At 52.2% G+C, this 17,394-nt stretch carries 18 protein-coding genes and 1 pseudogene; 6 read left to right on the forward strand and 13 right to left on the reverse strand.

What is annotated here, in order from left to right:
* The 4 genes and pseudogenes from ACNA7P_RS09970 to ACNA7P_RS09985 form a co-directional block, all read right to left on the reverse strand.
* Window positions 1–231 (reverse strand): hypothetical protein (locus tag ACNA7P_RS09970; RefSeq protein WP_416258485.1); only part of this gene is annotated, 231 nt, incomplete at its 3' end.
* Between the two features lie 87 nt (window positions 232–318).
* A pseudogene (locus ACNA7P_RS09975) lies at window positions 319–1,527 on the reverse strand (YjbH domain-containing protein); the annotation flags it as partial.
* A gap of 35 nt (window positions 1,528–1,562) precedes the next feature.
* The gene (locus tag ACNA7P_RS09980) at window positions 1,563–3,623 is read right to left on the reverse strand and encodes a YjbH domain-containing protein (RefSeq protein WP_416258486.1); all 2,061 of its coding nucleotides are present in this window, start codon (window positions 3,621–3,623) and stop codon (window positions 1,563–1,565) included.
* Window positions 3,616–4,344, reverse strand: a complete 729-nt coding sequence (locus tag ACNA7P_RS09985) for a YjbF family lipoprotein (protein WP_416258487.1) — start codon at window positions 4,342–4,344, stop codon at window positions 3,616–3,618. Before ACNA7P_RS09985 ends, ACNA7P_RS09980 begins: the two co-directional genes overlap by 8 nt.
* 293 nt (window positions 4,345–4,637) lie before the next feature.
* On the opposite strand from ACNA7P_RS09985, the gene ACNA7P_RS09990 reads away from it, so the two are divergent.
* The 4 genes from ACNA7P_RS09990 (at window position 4,638) to ACNA7P_RS10005 (ending at window position 7,493) form a co-directional block, all read left to right on the forward strand.
* The gene (locus ACNA7P_RS09990; protein WP_416258488.1) at window positions 4,638–5,336 is read left to right on the forward strand and encodes a transposase; all 699 of its coding nucleotides are present in this window, start codon (window positions 4,638–4,640) and stop codon (window positions 5,334–5,336) included.
* A gap of 138 nt (window positions 5,337–5,474) precedes the next feature.
* Entirely contained in the window at window positions 5,475–5,888 is a 414-nt protein-coding gene (locus tag ACNA7P_RS09995) for a hypothetical protein (RefSeq protein ID WP_416258489.1), read from the forward strand.
* Window positions 5,885–6,394, forward strand: coding sequence for a ribosomal protein S18-alanine N-acetyltransferase (gene rimI, locus ACNA7P_RS10000; RefSeq protein ID WP_416258490.1), 510 nt, complete (start codon window positions 5,885–5,887; stop codon window positions 6,392–6,394). The genes ACNA7P_RS09995 and rimI overlap by 4 nt, the downstream gene beginning before the upstream one ends.
* A gap of 46 nt (window positions 6,395–6,440) precedes the next feature.
* On the forward strand, window positions 6,441–7,493 hold the full coding sequence (locus tag ACNA7P_RS10005; protein WP_416258491.1) for an NAD-dependent epimerase: 1,053 nt from the start codon (window positions 6,441–6,443) through the stop codon (window positions 7,491–7,493).
* Here the strand turns inward: ACNA7P_RS10005 and prfC are convergent.
* On the reverse strand, window positions 7,490–9,073 hold the full coding sequence (gene prfC, locus ACNA7P_RS10010) for a peptide chain release factor 3 (protein WP_416258492.1): 1,584 nt from the start codon (window positions 9,071–9,073) through the stop codon (window positions 7,490–7,492). The two genes, ACNA7P_RS10005 and prfC, sit on opposite strands and share 4 nt — an antisense overlap.
* Before the next feature lie 301 nt (window positions 9,074–9,374).
* Here prfC and ACNA7P_RS10015 point away from each other — a divergent pair, with 301 nt between their 5' ends.
* Entirely contained in the window at window positions 9,375–11,420 is a 2,046-nt protein-coding gene (locus ACNA7P_RS10015; RefSeq protein WP_416258493.1) for a site-specific recombinase, read from the forward strand.
* Between the two features lie 84 nt (window positions 11,421–11,504).
* On the opposite strand, the gene ACNA7P_RS10020 is transcribed toward ACNA7P_RS10015, so the two are convergent.
* From ACNA7P_RS10020 to ACNA7P_RS10040, 5 genes are all read right to left on the reverse strand, one after another.
* Window positions 11,505–12,920 carry a DASH family cryptochrome gene (locus ACNA7P_RS10020; protein WP_416258494.1) on the reverse strand — a complete coding sequence of 472 codons (1,416 nt, stop codon included), beginning with the start codon at window positions 12,918–12,920 and terminating at the stop codon, window positions 11,505–11,507.
* 14 nt (window positions 12,921–12,934) lie between these two features.
* A complete protein-coding gene (locus ACNA7P_RS10025; protein WP_416258495.1) occupies window positions 12,935–13,672 on the reverse strand; it encodes a flavin reductase family protein in 738 nt (245 codons plus the stop codon).
* Window positions 13,659–13,847, reverse strand: a complete 189-nt coding sequence (locus tag ACNA7P_RS10030; protein ID WP_416258496.1) for a DUF2256 domain-containing protein — start codon at window positions 13,845–13,847, stop codon at window positions 13,659–13,661. Before ACNA7P_RS10030 ends, ACNA7P_RS10025 begins: the two co-directional genes overlap by 14 nt.
* A gap of 157 nt (window positions 13,848–14,004) precedes the next feature.
* A complete protein-coding gene (locus ACNA7P_RS10035) occupies window positions 14,005–14,865 on the reverse strand; it encodes a TatD family hydrolase (protein ID WP_416258497.1) in 861 nt (286 codons plus the stop codon).
* Window positions 14,866–14,870: 5 nt separating this feature from the next.
* Window positions 14,871–15,524, reverse strand: coding sequence for an AhpA/YtjB family protein (locus ACNA7P_RS10040; RefSeq protein ID WP_416258498.1), 654 nt, complete (start codon window positions 15,522–15,524; stop codon window positions 14,871–14,873).
* Window positions 15,525–15,685: 161 nt separating this feature from the next.
* On the opposite strand from ACNA7P_RS10040, the gene serB reads away from it, so the two are divergent.
* Window positions 15,686–16,333 carry a phosphoserine phosphatase SerB gene (gene serB, locus ACNA7P_RS10045; RefSeq protein WP_416258499.1) on the forward strand — a complete coding sequence of 216 codons (648 nt, stop codon included), beginning with the start codon at window positions 15,686–15,688 and terminating at the stop codon, window positions 16,331–16,333.
* 9 nt (window positions 16,334–16,342) lie between these two features.
* On the opposite strand, the gene ACNA7P_RS10050 is transcribed toward serB, so the two are convergent.
* The 3 genes from ACNA7P_RS10050 to ACNA7P_RS10060 are packed head-to-tail and all read right to left on the reverse strand — an operon-like array spanning window position 16,343 to window position 17,307.
* Window positions 16,343–16,615, reverse strand: a complete 273-nt coding sequence (locus ACNA7P_RS10050; RefSeq protein ID WP_416258500.1) for a DUF2442 domain-containing protein — start codon at window positions 16,613–16,615, stop codon at window positions 16,343–16,345.
* Window positions 16,616–16,617: 2 nt separating this feature from the next.
* The gene (locus tag ACNA7P_RS10055; RefSeq protein ID WP_416258501.1) at window positions 16,618–16,905 is read right to left on the reverse strand and encodes a DUF4160 domain-containing protein; all 288 of its coding nucleotides are present in this window, start codon (window positions 16,903–16,905) and stop codon (window positions 16,618–16,620) included.
* A gap of 54 nt (window positions 16,906–16,959) precedes the next feature.
* Complete coding sequence (locus ACNA7P_RS10060) at window positions 16,960–17,307, reverse strand: ATP-binding cassette domain-containing protein (protein ID WP_416258502.1); 348 nt, start codon at window positions 17,305–17,307, stop codon at window positions 16,960–16,962.
* Window positions 17,308–17,394 lie beyond the last annotated feature (87 nt).

A 17,394-nucleotide genomic window follows, 5' to 3' on the forward strand; every position in this document is an offset into this window, starting at 1 on the left:
TTCATCACAATCGTCGCCGAATATGCAATCGATGTTATCGATCGGATCTTCGCTTGAATCACCTACAACTACCGCTAAAGCAACAACAGATGCAATAGAGGCAACGCCACCAAGCGAACCTAATACGCCGCCTGCATTTTGTGCTGCGTTAGTGTTAGCGGTTCCCTGTGCCATGGCCGGGGCAGCAGAGAGCATTAACGCTGATAATAGTGCTATAGCAGTGTTTTTCATATAAGAACGTCCTTCTCTTCAAATTTGTTCTGCCTATTAAATAACAGACAGTGTCTATCATTACAGATCTGGTGATAATTGCAAGGCCTATTTGTGTAAATAAGGCGAGCGTTCATCGGTGAGCATCCATAAGCTGCGGTTCAATTCTAGCTTCTGGCCACCATCACGGGTTAGTGGGGTCCAGCCGAAGTTTAACCGGCCTCGCGAAGGGCTTACGGTAAACAAATCGAATGGCATACTAATGAAGAAGCCTTTGTTAAAAGAGCCCTCACCAAATTCGGCGGTAGACATATCGGTGAATGCGGCAAAGGCGCCCAGCACGATACCGCTATCGAATCGGCGTTGATAGCTAAGATGCACGCCTTTATCGCCGGCTAGGAACTGACCAAATTGAGCGGTGAGTAAGCCACCTTTTAGCCATGATACGTGCTGCTCTACATCGTAATACACCGAAGCAAAACCAGTGGTTACTTCGTAATCGCGCATGCCAAAGGCACCATCGAAATCCCGTTGCCGTACACGGTTGATATCGAGGCCATAGGCGAAGGCGCTATCGAGTGGGCGATATAATACTTCGCCGCCCACACCGGCAAACATTTGCTCGAGATAACCGCCATAAGCGTTTACATGCCAGGCCGGGTTGAGTGCTTTGTAGTAGCTGGCTTGTAACCGATTCAACCACACATCGTTTTGTACATATTCGCGCGTGAAGGTGCGCACGCGCGGCACATTGCTTTGGTGGCCATCTACGGTGAAGTTAAATTTATCGTAGTTGTTCAGTAGGTTTACGCCCAAGCTGCCATGCAACTGCCAATTACGATCGATTTGCCAGGTACTAAACGGCGTAAGCATGAGCTGGTAGAACATAAAGGTTTCTGGTGAACCATAGCCTTGCCGCAGGCTGGGTTTAATACCCCAGCTTGGTTTGCCCATGGGATCACCATGGTGCTGTAGCCAGCGTTCGGCGCGGAAGGTTGCAGTTTCCGCTGTTTCGGCTGTGGCCTGGGGCGCGCCAAGGGTGTATACCGCCATGCTTGGTTCGGTTGGCCGTGGGGTTGGCTCGATACGGCGAATATGCTGCCATGCTTCGCTTGGTGGTACATCGGGATCAGCATTGGCAATGCGCAAGCGATAGGCGTTGGTATCAATTTCATAGGCCACTACTGGCTGCCGAGATGTTTGCTCCACGATTTCGATTTCGGTGATGCTGGTAGGAATTTCTGCCAGCAGTGCGCGGGTTGCGCGATCGAGCTTATCTTCCGGCTTTCTTAACCGCCATGGGTGGGTATACATGGTAAGGCGGTAGCCTTCTGGTGCTTTTTCGCCCGCGTTTAGCCCTGCGCTGGGCTGATGTAGAACTCTTCATAGGAGTAGGCACGTTGGTTGCGCACGCGGTTGCCTACTCGATTCCAATTAACATCATTGATATCGGTTGCCCGTGGCTGCTGGCCTTGATCGGCAAGTACTGCTGCGGGGCGATTCGGCATTAGCTCGATTTGGCTCATGCGGTTGAAATTCGGGCGAATATTGAAGCCAAAAGTAAGCACATCACCGCGTTCGAAATTCAGCGATAAATCAATGGTGTTATTTAACTTCCACGTGGCGCCCACATTTACATTGGTTTTCGGGTTAATGGTGATACCCGCCTGATCTTGCGAGTAATCATTGCCCTCGTATTCAATTTTTAGGCGCAGGCGATCGATAGGGGTTTGGTATTCCACCCCAGCGAATAATGCGGCATCGCCACGAAACCATTGGTTTACTTCAAACTTGCCACCGCGGCCGCTGAAGCCTGCTGGGCGATCGCAGGCGGTGCTGGCGATGTGGCAGAACGGATTTTTTAGGTTATTGGCGCTGCCCATACGGCCAAAACCTAAGCCGAGGGTGAAATCGAGTGGCCCGAAGGCTTTGCTGGCGGCAATGTACTCGCTGCTGAGCAGGCCGGTGCCAGCCATATCTACCAAGCCTAGCGATACTTCTGGCAGGTAGGCGCTTTCTTTGAGCAGGCGGAATTTTACATCGAAGCCCTTATCGGTGTAGATGCTGTTGCCGGAAAAGCTAGGATCGCTACTGAATAAGCGGTTTGGTACGCGCAAGTAAAAGGCGCTGGCTTGCAGCCAATCGTACATTTGGATAGAGGCTGTGTAGCGATAATATTCGTTCATATCGTTGTAGCTGATATTGAACGCGCCGGCCGGTGCGTGGCGGGCGCTAGGCATTTGGATAAGGCCGAAGTGGCCGTAGTTGTTGTAGGTTAGCCTTCTTGCGTGCTCGGTGTGATAGGGCGCGAGGCTACTGGCGTTTTGGCTCTCCCAGCTGTTGCTGGTGTGCAACTGGTGCGGGCGCAGGAGGTGGCGCCATGCTGGGGCTGGTTGAGTTTGTGTTGGTTCTGAGGCTGCTTGCTGTGCTTCTGGCTGCTGTGTTTGCTGCGGGCTTACGTGCTGGCTTGGGTGCTGGCTTAAGTGCTGGCTTGAGTGAGGCACTATATGACGCAGCAGTGCTTGTAAATTGGCCTCCAGTGCTTCGGCTTCTTCGTGTTCTATGGCGTTGGCAAGTTTGCCAAATGGCAGTAGGCCCCATGCCGATGCTTGGCGTGGACCAATGAAAAGGATATCGCCCGGTTGGAGCTGTTGTCCACCGGCGTTGTGTGTACCCCAGGGTAGTTTGGCGCTGGCTTTCTTGCTGGCTTGATTGCTGGCTTGGTTGCGCTGCAAGTAAATGTGCTCGGGGTTGTGTTCTTCGTGTAGTGGTTGGCTGAGCATGAAGCCGCGCGCCGTTTGGCCCGCTACAAATGGCTGGGCGCCGGCGTTATCGGTAAGGCCGAATACGTGAATGTGCTCGGGGCGCGCGGGCAGAATAATGGTGTAGTTGCCGGCGGGCAGTAATGGATTGTGATCAATGCTTTGCCGCGCTTTGTAGAGGTTAAGGGCGCCGTAGGGTTGAGCGCCGAGTTGCCAGCTGTTTACATGCTGGCTGAGGGTGGCGGCGAATTCTGGGTAGCTGGTACCGATGCGCTCAAGCTGTTGTTGAACTTCGGTGCGCTGGGCTTCGATTTCGGCATCGCGGCTGTGCATGATAAGGCGCGATGCGGGCCAGTAGATATCGTGGTTGCTGTGCTGTTTGAGCTCGTTAAGAGCGTATTCGAGCAGCGCGGACAGGCGTGCGGGCTCGCCAATTTCGATGGTGATTTGTTGTGGTGCTTGGGTTTGCGCTGTTGTTGTGGCTTGGGCTTGGGCGCTTGTTTGAGCGGCTGTTGTGCTTGCTTGAGCGCCTGCGGTTGTTGTGGCTTGGGCGTTCGGCGCGTTGGCCATAAGCGCTAGGGCGATGGCTGCGCTTAATGGGGCCGGTGACATGGTGTGCATGGTGTTGTTTTTTCGATTTATTTTATTCATCGCGGCCTACCCATTTAACCTGTTCGAGGGTGATTAATGCATCGTTTGGCTTGATTTGTTGTGCGCTGCGCAGTACGTGGCCATCGGGCTCTATCCAGTATTCGTTGCGAAATGATTCGCCGGACGGTTGGAACACGCCATCTTCGATAACGTAATAGGCTTGGTAGTTGCCGGCGGGCAGCGAGATGGTGGTTGGGCCGCTTTCGATGCGAAAGGTAGACGTAACTTTGGCGCTGCGCGCGCGGTTGCGATCGATGTAATCGATTTCGCGTTCGTAGGTGAGGGCGCAGTGCTCGGGGTTGGTGATAATGCAATGTAGTGGATCGGCGTTGCGGTTGCTGGTGGCAATAAGATCGTGTTCGCCGAGTTCAGCGGCCGCGAGCATTTCCGTTTGCCCCACAGTTTGCACGATTCTGCCGGCTTCAGTAACGATCGTGATGCGATCGGCGCTGATCCAGCTGCGTTGCTCGTATTCACCTTGCTGATCGATATAACCTAATACGATAAAGGCTTGCGGTTGCTTACCGCGCCGAATATACAGGCCTGAATACGGAAATTCCGCGATTTCTTCCGGGCTGAGCGTAGTGTGCTCGGCGCTAAGCGTGCTGAATGCGTAATTGAACACCTCATATACATCTCGGTACGCAGCCGTACACGCCGTTAGCGCAGGCAGCACCGCGATTGCAGCGATACCCGCCACTATTCCTTTGATTCGTTTCAAGCTTCTTCTCCTGTGTTCAGCTATTGCGGCAGTATAGCGATGCGGCGTTGCTGCCGCAACGCAGAATGGGGTCAGTGAGCAAGATCTCCGTCCCCGAATAGATTGGGGTCAGTGAGCTCCATCTCTGGCACCTCAGCAAAACTCACTATTTCCGTGGGCTATAGCGCACTTCTCGTGTGGCTTGCAGCAAAAACGTGCGACTCGTCTATGCTACCAATTAAATTGGGGTCGGTGCTTCGGCTCACTGACCCCATTTTACTTATTTTTACAATTGGATTTGCCAAGGAGGGTTTATGCCAAGAAGAAATCGAGGATATGTACCAGGAATCGGTGCGCACGTGGTGCAGCGTGGGAACAATCGTCAGAACTGTTATCGATGTCAGCAGGATTTTGCGACTTATGCGAAGTACATGATTGAGTATGCGATTGAGCTTGATATCAAAGTGCATGCTTGGGTGTTGATGACGAATCATATTCATCTGTATTGCACGGGAAGTGAGAAATATAGCCTCTCGAAGTTTATGCAGCGGTTGAGTAGCCGTTATGCGCGGTATTTTAATCGGCGCTATCAACGAACTGGAACGCTGTGGGAGGGGCGGTTTTATTCGGCGATGGTGGAAGATGAATTGCATTCTTTGAATGTGCATCGCTATATCGAATTGAACCCGGTGAATGCTTACATGGTGAAGAAGCCAGCCGATTACCACTGGTCCAGTTATGGTACGAATGCACTGGGGGTGGAATCGAGTGTGTGCTCCCCGCATAGAGATTATCTGGCGTTGGGTGCGACGGAAGAGGAGCGTCGGCGGGCGTATCGTAATCTGTTTTTGGATAACTGCTCACAAGAGTTTCTTGATGAGATTCGGGCGGCCACGGCCTCTAATGGGGCGTTGGGCAGCGCAGAGTTTAAGCAGAAGTTGTTTGAGAAAACAGGTATTCGTTATGCCCCGCAGCGCGGTGGGCCGAAGGAGGGGGTGGTGCGCATGGAATAGATAGGGGTCAGTGAGCAAGATCACCGTCCCCGGATAGAATGGGGTCAGAGACGCGCGTCACTGACCCCATTCTATACTTTGCACCCAAGGGAAAAGAGGTTTACCATTCAATATATAGATGTTTAAAGGGGCGCAGTAATGTGGACTAAGCAACAACGCGATTGTATGGAAGCTCTCGGGATGCCGATATACGAATTCGTTGGTACGAATATTGTAAGTGAAAGCTTAAGCGCGGCCCCAACGGAGGCAGAGGTGGGGGTCACTGACACCGCTCTCACTGACCCCAATCTAGCGGTGCCAGACACCGTGCTCACTGACCCCATTCTCTACAGGCTCGGGCCGTGGTACTTGCAGTTCCCGGAGCTGCTGCCTGCGGCGGGCTACGCATGGTTGCAGGATTTGGCGCTGTTTATTGGTGGGAATCCGGTGCAGGTTTCGCATGCTCCAGAATCGATTACTGCAATTGATTGTGCTTCATATAGCGAAAATCAGCTTACGCCAGAGCAAAAGCGTGAGCTTTGGAATCAACTTAAACCGGCGCTCAGCTCATGAATACCGAAACCATGAATACCAGCAACTCTCCGAAGTTAATGCTTGCTAACCTTGTGCAGCTTACGCCTGATGTGATGCAAATTGAGAAGCTTGCCCATGCCGCGCCTTGGAGCGCGCAGATGTTCAACCTTTCCTTTGCGCCGAATTATCGTGTGGTGGGGCTTTATCAGCTTACCAGCGATGGTGAACATACCAACTCGCGGCTGATTGGCTTTACTGTGGTGCACCAAGTGCTGGATGAACTTACGCTGATGAATATTGCCGTGCATCCGAATTTTCGTGGCCATGGCTATGGAAAAATCCTGCTTGATGACGTGATTTCACACGCCAGCGATAATAACGGTGAGCAGCAATGGCGTATTTATCTTGAAGTGCGGGAAAGTAACGCAGAGGCCATCGGCCTTTATAAAGCCACGGGCTTCAGTGAAGCAGGCCGCCGCAAAGGCTATTATCCGCCGAAAAGCGCGGGTGAAGCGCGTGAAAACGCGGTAATTATGGTAAAGTAGCTCACTAATTTTCTCCACAACCGAAATTATTGTACGGAAGCAATCCATGAAGATTCTTGTTACCGGCACCGCCGGATTTATCGGTTTTTACACCGCAGTGAAATTGCTCGAGATGGGCCACGAAGTTGTCGGCCTTGATAGCATTAATGATTATTACGATGTAAATCTTAAGTTCGGCCGTTTACAGGAAACGGGCATCGCTCGTGCTGAGGTAACTTACGGAAAGCTCGTGCAATCAAGCGCTTATTCAGCGTACCGTTTTGTGCAATTGCAGCTAGAAGATACTGCTGAAATTAATCAGTTGTTCAAAACTGAACAGTTTGATGCGGTGTGTAATTTAGCCGCCCAGGCTGGCGTGCGCTATTCATTGGAAAATCCGCGCGCTTACATTGATGCCAACGTGGTGGGCTTCCTGAATATTCTTGAGGCGTGTCGGCACAATAATGTGCAGAACTTAAGTTACGCCTCGAGCTCCTCGGTGTACGGCTTGAACGAAATCATGCCTTTCTCCACCAAGCATAATGTGGACCATCCGGTAAGTTTGTACGCCGCCACCAAGAAATCCAATGAGTTGATGGCGCACACCTACGCGCATTTATACGGCATGCAATGCACCGGGCTGCGCTTTTTCACTGTGTATGGCCCGTGGGGGCGCCCAGATATGGCGCCATTTATCTTCACTAAGGCGGCATTTAATGGCGATACCATTAAGGTATTTAACCACGGTAAAATGAAGCGCGATTTCACCTACATTGATGACATTGTAGAGGGTGTGGTGCGAGTAATTTTGCAGCCGTGTAGCGCTAATGCACAGTGGAGTGGCGCAGAGCCAGACCCTTCGAGTTCTTCCGCACCTTACAAAATCTACAACATCGGCAACAGCGATACCGTGCAGCTGATGGAATTTATTGAAGCGGTTGAGCAGGCCGCAGGCGTAGCCATTAATAAAGAGTTTATGCCAATTCAGCCGGGCGATGTGGTAGCAACGTTCGCCGATGTAAGCGAGCTTGAGCAAGATATGGGGTATCGCCCAAGCACGCCAGTTACCGAAGGCATGCGCCGCACTGTAGCTTGGTACCGCGAGTTTTATCGGGTTTAAACTTCTTTCGTATGCGCGAAGCTGATATCTGGATAACGCTCTTTCGTAAGCGATAAATTCGCCATGGTTGGGGCGATGTATGCGAGCGCATCACCACCATCAAGCGCGAGGTTATGCTCGGTTTTGCGGCGGAATTCATCCAGTTTCTTGGCATCGCTACAGTACACCCAGCGCGCCGTGGCTACTTGGATGTTTTCATACAGCGCTTCTACTTTGTATTCGGCGCGGAGGCGATGTACTACTACATCAAACTGCAGCATACCTACCGCACCTACGATTAAATCGTTGGAAGCGAGCGGCCGGAAAACCTGCACTGCGCCTTCTTCTGAAAGTTGCACAAGGCCTTTTAAGAGCTGCTTTTGCTTGAGCGGATCTTTCAAACGAATGCGGCGGAACAATTCTGGCGCAAAGTTCGGAATACCGGTGAATTTAAAATCTTCACCCCAGGTGAAGGTATCACCAATTTGAATGGTGCCGTGATTGTGCAAGCCAATGATATCGCCGGGGAATGCTTCTTCTACGTGCTCGCGATCACCTGCTAAGAAGGTGAGGGCATCGGCGATGCGCACATCTTTGCCGGTGCGCACGTGTTTCATTTTCATGCCCTGCTGATATTTACCCGACACAATGCGCATGAATGCCACGCGATCGCGGTGGCGCGGATCCATATTCGCTTGGATTTTGAATACGAAACCGGAAAAACGCTCATCGGTGGAATCCACGAAGGTGTCTTTATCGGTAGCGCGGCCAATTGGCTTGGGTGCCCATTCCACGAGGCCATCGAGCATATGATCTACACCGAAGTTACCGAGCGCGGTACCGAAAAATACCGGGGTGAGTTCGCCGGCGAGGAACATTTCTAGATCGAATTCGTTAGAAGCGCCTTTCACCAGATCGATTTCGCCACGCAAATCTTCGGCATACTCGCCGATGCGTTTATCGAGCTCTGGGTTATCGATACCTTTAATGATATCGAGCTCCTGAATGCGGTGGCCTTGACCGGTTTTGTAGAAAATAACTTCATCGCGGGCGAGGTGATACACGCCCTTGAAGTTTTTACCTTGGCCAATTGGCCAGGTAATCGGCGCGCACATGATTTTTAGTACATCTTCTACTTCATCGAGTAGCTCTAACGGATCGCGGATATCGCGATCGAGCTTGTTGATGAAGGTAATGATGGGAGTATCGCGCAGGCGAGTTACGTCCATCAGTTTGATGGTACGTTCTTCAACACCTTTGGCGGCATCGATAACCATCAAGCAGGAATCAACCGCGGTAAGGGTGCGGTAGGTATCTTCCGAGAAATCTTCGTGGCCCGGGGTATCGAGTAAGTTAACCAGCGCATCGTGATACGGGAACTGCATTACCGAGGTGGTAACCGAGATGCCCCGTTCTTTTTCCATCTCCATCCAATCAGATTTCGCATGCTGACCAGATTTCTTGCCCTTTACGGTACCAGCCTTTTGCAGCTTTTGTCCGTGGAGCAATACTTTTTCGGTGATGGTGGTTTTACCGGCATCCGGGTGCGAGATGATCGCGAATGTGCGGCGCTTGTTTACTTCGTTTTGAACCGTGCTCATTAATTTCGCCTTGCCTGCGTGGTATTAGGTGCGCTTACTTTATCGACGTTTAGGGCGGCGATTTTACCCGCATTGGTGCGCGCTGGCAATGCGGGCGGAGAGATTGGGGTCAGTGAGCACCGTCACTGACCCCATTCTTTCCGGAGGCAGAGGAAATCGCGCTGCAACCCGCATGGTTTGGCAGCTATGGGGTGGGGACACAGAGAAAGGGGTCAGACACCGCGCTCACTGACCCCATTCTCTGCAGCGGAACTTTGTGGCATGCTACAGATCGCGAATTAATGGAAGGACAGCCGTGGATATGGCGAAACACCTGAGTGTATCGAGCGAGGCAATGTGTAAGCCGTTGCTGAAGAAGTTGCAGAAAATTGAGGCGGAATATGAGGGTACTGACAATCCAGAGCAGCAAGCGCTGGATAGCTTTGTTGCACTCATCGATTATTTTCGCAGGGGCAATGCTGCGGCCGCCGGCGAGAGGATGACGGCGCTAACTCACTATTTGCAGCAGAACCCAGATCTGAATGCTTCCTTTAGCGAGCAGCTGCATCAATACTTTTTAGGGCTGAACATTTATCCGGTGCTGGTGAACCTAGGCATTATGGCGCGCCGGGGAATGCTGGGGGAAATGGCAACGCGGCTTTACGATCGGCTAATTCCTCCGCCGCATACGGATAATAGTTCGCTGGATGTGCTGGCGCGTGCATTTTACTGGCGTTCCGATGCTAAATGGTTGGGGCTTATTACTCCGCAACATTGGTTGCGCCTTTATTCCGTGCTGGCGCAAGGCGCTTCTGCAGAAACTCTGGAGGAGGTGCGCTCACATATCCGCGGAGAAACCCTGTATGTACTGGAAATGCTCTCGATTTGGTTGGCGGCGGAAGAGCTTGAGCCGGAACTAATGCGGGTAGATCGCAAGCTAATTGACATCGATTCACCATTTATTGCCCTCCAGCGCGAGATGCACCTATTCATTGAGCACGAAACAAAGCGGATGGCGGAGCCAACATTAAAGCCTTTTGATGTAGCGCATGTATGGGTGATGTTGGCGCAGTGTCAGGAGCAGGTGGACAGAATTCGCCGCCGTGGCCGCGGTTCATCTGGCTCATCGATGGCGATGGCGCATTTATTGGAACGTTTAGAGCAAACCATTCAGCGCTTGCAGGTGCTGCTGGGGCTGATGGCGGAGCCCAGTAAACTTACTGCGCTGCGCCGTGGGGTATTGTTGTGGCAGGAGTTGTTAAATGCGGCGGTAATGAAAAATAGCATGCTGGACGTATGGCGCCGCAGCACTGCGTTGGTATCGCGGAGCATTACGCAAAACTCCAGTGATCACGGCGAGCATTATATTGCGCGTGATAAGAGCAGCTATTTTGCGCTGTTTCGTTCGGCAGCCGGCGCCGGCATTATTATCGCGTTGATGGCGTTACTCAAGATTCATATTGAGAGCCTTGGGCTGGCGCGCCTGAGTACCACGGTGTTGGTGAGTTTAAATTACGGCCTCGGGTTTGTGCTGGTGCATTTGTGTAAATTCACCATTGCCACGAAGCAGCCTGCTGTAACGGCGGCCAGTTTTGCTGCGGAAGTGGAGCGCAATGACCGCGGCCGAGCGGTGGCTCGCAAGCTGGCGGTGCTGTTGATTGACGTGAACCGCTCGCAGTGGGCAGCCGTGTGGGGCAACATTTCCACGGCCTTACTTACATCAGCCCTGCTGTGCTTTGGCGTGTGGTGGTATTTGCACGAGCCGTTGTTAAGTGTGTCTGCGGCGGAGTATCAGATGCAGGCGATTCGTCCATTCGAGAGCATGGCCCTGCTGTATGCCGCAATTGCTGGGGTGTGGTTGTTCTGTTCTGGTTTGATTGCCGGGTTCTTTGATAATCGCGCCGATTTTGTGGAGTTGCGTGCGCGGTTGTATCACCATCGGGCATTACGGTGGCTTGGTGCTGAGCGCAGGGAGCGGTTTGCCCATTATGTGCACGAGAATTATGGCTCGGTGATGGGCAATTTCTTGTTCGGCGTATTGTTGGGGAGTACCAGTTATTTCGGCTATTTGCTCGGATACCCCTTGGATATTCGCCATGTGGCGTTTTCTTCAGCCAACCTTGGGTACGCTAGCTTCAGTGAGTGGCCTTCGTTGTGGGGTTTTTTGCAGGGGCTGTTCTTTGTATTGCTGATTGGTTTTGTGAATCTGTGGGTGAGCTTCAGCATTGCGCTGCAGGTGGCTGTGCGCGCGCGCGGCACCAAAATCCAGAAGTTTCGCGCGCTATTCAAGTGTATTTGGCAGAATATGCGCGAAAACCCGCTGCACTTTTTCTTCCCCACCGTTTCTGAGCGCGGGAAGGATAAGTAGGGAGGATGGGGTCAGTGAGGGCGGTGTCAGTGACGGCGGTGTCTGACCCCGTTTTCTCTGTCCCCATCATCACTCATTGGTTTTTTACTCCAATTGGCTAGATGCCCACAGCGCGCGATAGGCGCCATCGGTATCGTACACGTTGGCTTGTTTCTCGATGTTGAACCAGCTGCCACCGCGTGGGTTAGCCGCGAGGCCGCCAATATACTGCCAGTTGCCGTAGTTGCTGCCAGGATCGTAATCCAGCAGCTTGGCTTCGAACCACGCTGCGCCCCACCGCCAATCGATATGCAAATCATGAATCAGCATCGATGCCACATTCTGCCTACCGCGATTACTCATAAAACCCGTGCTATTAAGCTCGCGCATGTTTGCGTTGATAAACTCACTTTCTGTGGTTCCTGTGCGCCATTGCGCAAATTCCGAGGCTTTGGTGCCATAGAGAGAGGGGTCAGTGAGCGCGGTGTCAGACACCGCGCTCACTGACCCCATTTTCTCCGCCCCCGCCCGCGAGGAACCCATAGGCTCCGCTCGGCCACAAAACAGCGCGCCTCTGCGCTGCGCGGCGAGATACTGGAAGAAATCTCGCCACAACAGCTCTACGATGAGCCACTCGGTAGACGCATTGGCCCCATGGCGGTGTTCATACTCCCGCACTGCGCGAAGCACCTGCTGGGGTGAGATGCAGCCGAGATTAAGCCACGGCGAAAGCTTGCTAGAGTAATCTGCGCCAATTAGGCCATTGCGAGTTTCTTTGTAATGCCCGAGTGCTTGTTGGCAATAATGGCTTAACCGCTGCTCACCAGCCGATTCTCCGCCAACAAAGGGCAATACCGAACGAGGCTCACTCACTTCGGCTATGGGAATAGGGCTTTCGGTGCGGTTTTCGCTGAGGGCAGCAACTTCTTGCAACATTACCCGTTGCGCTTCGGTGCGCTCGCTGCTGTTTATCAACGAATGAAATGCAACTTCAGCGCTGTGCTCTACATCGCGCCCTACCTCGCGCTCCACTTTGCGGCGAAACTTGCTGAAACTACTGAGCGCATCTGGATGCCTAGCCGTTACGATAGTGCTTGTCAGCAAGGTGTAGCATTCATGCTCAACCAGGGTGATGCCGATGGCCTCTAGCGTAGAGCGCACTGTTTCGGCAACGAACTGCTCTTCATGCGCCCACAGTTTTTGCGTGTGCACTTCTTGAATATCAAGCTGCTGACAAAGTTCTACCAACAGCCCCGCCGCTTCTCCGCATTGAATAATAAGTGGAATTTGCTGCAAGTTGTTCCGCAGGTTCAGTAGGCTTTGCCATAGAAACCCGGCGCGAAGCTCTCCGCAACGCGGTATGCTTTCATCAGCAAAGCAAAATTCGCCGGTGTATTGTTCATCGTAAAAGAAGGCTCCCACCACCGCACCACCTTCCTGCATACTAGCCTGGTAGGCGGCATCTAGCGCTGGGTTGCTTGCTACGCGCAAGTTGCGTTGAAACCATACCAATGTGTTCATGTATCGTGCTCTGCCTAATCTTTGTTGGAAACGGATTCCCGAAATTGACGAATATCCACCACTTTCTCGCCCGCTGTGCCTTGTTTTGGTAACGGCGTAGAGGTTTGTGCAGGCTCGGCGTAGCTGAAACGATCTAGCAAAGAGGTACTGTGATAGCCATCAAGACCCGATATCGCCAAGCTGCCGAGATCTTCAATCGCCACGTTACCATCGCCTTTCAGCGCCTGCTCGGCGAAGCGCACCCACACAATTTCGCCGATTACAAATTCGGTGCCGTTGGCTTTAAATGGCACGATTTCTACTAATTTTAGGCCGATTTGTAACGGGCTTTCGGCTACTGAAGGTGCAGTGAAAGTGCTTTTATCAGGCCAAAATGGGGTAAGGCCGGTGGCCTCGAACTCGCAGGTTTCTGAGCTAAAGTTAGCGCTTGCATCATGCGCCGCTGGCAGCATTGCTGCACTCACATGGTTGATGGTGTACACGCCGGTATTCTCGATATTTACTAGGGTATCTCGGGGTGCCATGCCGTTAACCCGCGGCCGCATTACCATGCCTACTAGCGCGGGGCTGGCGCCAAGATGCACCACCGAGCTCACCATGGCGAGATTGAGAATGCCGCTTGGCGCAGTGGTGCCGATAAGGTTGGCGCTTTTGAAACCGGAGAGGCTGTTCACAAGGCGAGCACGAAACCGTGAAGGAAGCGCAGCAAAATCGGCGCTGGTGAATTTTACAATGGAATCATTTGTGCTCATGGGGGCTGGTATCCTTATTTTTATTGCGGCGACAACGCTCGGAACAATAGCGCACTTCATGCCATACGCTTTCCCACTTCTTTCGCCAGTTGAACGGCTTTTCGCACACCGCACACACCTTGCTCGGCAAATGTTGCTTCTTCAACGCTGATCGCTCCTTTCTGTACTTGCTCATCAGTTACGCGCTCGCTCTGAAATTGGTTCAGCGAGATTGGCGGAGAGATTGGGGTCAGTGAGCACCGTCACTGACCCCAATCTTTGCGGAGGCAGAGAAAACTGGCGTGCAGGCCCTGGTTTATGGGGGTTAGGTGTTGGGGGCGGAGAAAAAGGTGTCAGACACCGTGCTCACTGACCCCAATCTCCCGCGCGATGCGCGCGATGTTCGCGGGTTCGTTGCGCTGGCCTTGCTGGCCGCTGAGGGGCATATCGGGGCTGTCGGTTTCGAGCACGAGGGCGGAGTGGGGTATGCGGGCGATAGCGGCGCGGGTTTTGCGGGCGCGCTCGTATGTGATAACGCCGCCCACGCCGAGGCGGAAACCGGCATCTACCCACGCTTGGGCTTGTTCATAACTGCCAGAAAAGGCGTGCACAATGCCGCCGCAAATGCGTTTTCTGCGCACCATGGCAAGCATTTCATCAAGGGTTTTACGATGGTGCAAAATCACCGGCATGGTTAATTCCGCAGCGATATCAAGCTGCTGCTCGAACACGAAGCGTTGCAACTCGGGGTGTGGTTTGCTGGCATCAAGGCCGATTTCTCCCAGCGCGATGGCGGGTTGGTTATGGGTTGCGGCGGCAGCCACTTTTGTCGATGCAGCCACTGTTCCCATCGTAACCAACTCTGCCACAGAGCCATCGAGCTCACTTGCAGTAATCGGCATTTCCCCGAGTAACCACTGCGGCAACTCCCGCAACGCGGCCTCATAATCTAGCGCCGGATCCAGAAAATAAGGATGCAAGCCATACGCCACCCGCCAATTCGGATATTGTTGTGCTAGCAATGCCAACCGTGGCCATTGGGCGTGGGTTATACCGGGCACAAGAAACTTTTCTACGCCGGCAGCCAAAGCGCGCGCCATTACGGCATCGCGATCGGTATCGAAATCTTCGAAATCGAGGTGGCAGTGCGAATCGGTAAAGCGCTGTGAGCTTAATGAATATGAAGGAAATTCATCTAATAGGCGCGTTAACATGAATCTTATTCATCTTTTTTGGTAGCAGGGTAATCAGCCACCGGAATTGCCCGGCGGCGGCGCAGAAAGGCAAAAGTAACCACAGCACCAGCAAAAAATGCCAACCCAATAAGTAGCGCCAGTTGCCGCAACGAAGCTCGATGATACGGCCGCGATTCTGCGGTAATGCGCTGATAATCAAAGGTAATGCGCACAAAGCCAAGCAACTGAGCGCCGCTTTCATCTCTATCCATTACCGTGGCCACCATGGGCACAGCCCACATGGAATCTGGTAGTTGCCGCAAAAATTCATGTACAGGTTGATCATGGCCCACGCGCACAATGTTGCGCCCGCGGTTGTCTTGAATACTCACTTCTAAAATGGAGGGCTGCTTTTGCAAATGTTCGGCAAGGCTTACCAGCCCTTCGCGGTTTTCATTAATAAACCACACCCGTGCTTCATGTTGCGCTTGTGCCATAATCACTTGCGCTAAATTCTCTGTGTGCGCCACTAATACTTCTTCACCTTTTTGATTGGCTTGCAACCAAAGATTGGTGATAATTGATAGTGTAATTATCGCAACAACCAGCAGAATAATACGCCGATACAGGCGCTCACCACGGAACATCCATGGGCGCTTGTTTTTTGCGGTATTTGTTTGAAAATGCGCTATATTCATAGCAGCAACTTTAGCCTAGCGTTAGCGTGCGGGCAATGGAAATTCGGCCGTTTACATTTTCACTGCAGAAATCGGATGAAATTTATGCACAATAGAGCAACCGTGCAATAACCATTCCAGAATAAAAACAATGAGCGCGTAAGCGTAAGGACATAGAAGCAATGAGCACATTACCCGACATGCACAAGCCAGGGTTGGCGGTGTTTGATATGGATTCCACATTGATACAGCTCGAAAGCATCGATGCCATTGCTGAGGCTGCTGGCCATGGTGAGGCGGTTGCGGCGATTACCGAACGCGCGATGCAAGGTGAGCTGGATTTTGTGGAGGCGCTGAACGAGCGGGTGAAAATGCTGCAGGGGGTTCCCGAAGAGCTGATTTTTAAGATGGCCGATAATCTACCCTACACCGAGGGCGCCGATGATTTAATGCGCTTTTTGCGTAAATTTCGCTGGCGTATTGCCATTGTATCGGGCGGTTTTACCTGGTTTGCGGATATGGCGGCCATGCGGTGGGGCGCCGATTACGTGGCCTGTAATGTACTGGAAGTAGCCAATGGCAAGCTTACCGGTAAGTTGCTCGGCCCAATTATTGATGGGCAAGCGAAAGCAGATGCGCTGAAAGCCTTGATGCGCCAATACAGCTTGCCCCGCGAGCAAGTAATTGCAGTAGGCGATGGCGCGAATGATATCGCCATGCTTGAAGCTGCTGGCTTTGGCGTGGGCTTTAACGCTAAACCGGCGCTCGCCAAAGTGGCGGATATCAATATTGAAGGCTCGCTAGCGAATTTGATTAAGGTGCTGTTGTAGATTAGTGCTTTAGTTGGCTGTTGCGGTGTTCGCTAACAGGCGTTGATATAATGCATCAGGCGCAATATCTGGTTGATTTTTTGTGTGTTCTAAAGGCCAATAAACAGCGCCAAAGGTGTCTACTGCAACTTTCGCGAAGTTCTCAACGTTCCAAAGAGGATCAAATACTGGACCAAACAACATATCTTCAACGCACACATCGCCGCTAGCACCGTTATTAAATTCAAGTGCTAGCACATAGCCGGCTTTCGGTTTAACAGCTGTTACTTTCGCAATGTGCATAGTTACTCCAAGGGCGGAATCGGTTTTAACGGTAAATGCTTTTCGGCAAGTTCCCAATCCTCGAGAAGCGCCTCTTGATTGGATAAGATCCAATCTATAGTGAGGAGCAGAGCCCTGCGCGGCAACTTCCCCGATAGAACCTCGAATGAACTAATCTTAATTATAGCCTCGAATTCACCGTAGTAAACATGAATATGAGGTGGGTTGTGGTCGTTGTAATACATGCGGATCGCGATTCCGAAGAACTCTGATATTGTTGGCATCCTTGCCTCCGAGTAACTAAGCATCATAAATGCTAGTTCACACCCTGAGAATGCCCAGCTATTTGCGAGATTGCTTCATGATTAAACCCCAAATACTGCGAAAATATTTTCAGCGGTAAGCACCTCAGCGCTAGCGCCTTGCGCATACACCGCGTTGTTCGCCAGTAACAAGGCGTTATCACAATATTCCTGCCCAGCGCGTAAATCGTGCATTACTACAATCACCATACCGCCAGCGCGCGCGTGCGCTTGCAACAGTTGCATTACTGCGCGTTGATGACGTGGATCGAGGCCGGCTGTGGGTTCATCGGCAAGAATTACTTTTGGTTTTCCTGCTAATACTCGCGCTAGTAGGGCGCGCTGTAGTTCTCCGGTGGATATTTCACTTACTTTCCGCTCGGCTAAATGGGCGCAATCGGTTTGCTTCATGGTGCTTGCGGGCATGGTTGCTTGGGTGGCGCTCTGGCTGCTGAGTTTTCACACGGCTTTGATGGTTATCGCCCTGGTCGGATTCAC

This window comes from Aliidiomarina sp. (genome assembly GCF_047920995.1).
Classification (GTDB): domain Bacteria; phylum Pseudomonadota; class Gammaproteobacteria; order Enterobacterales; family Alteromonadaceae; genus Aliidiomarina.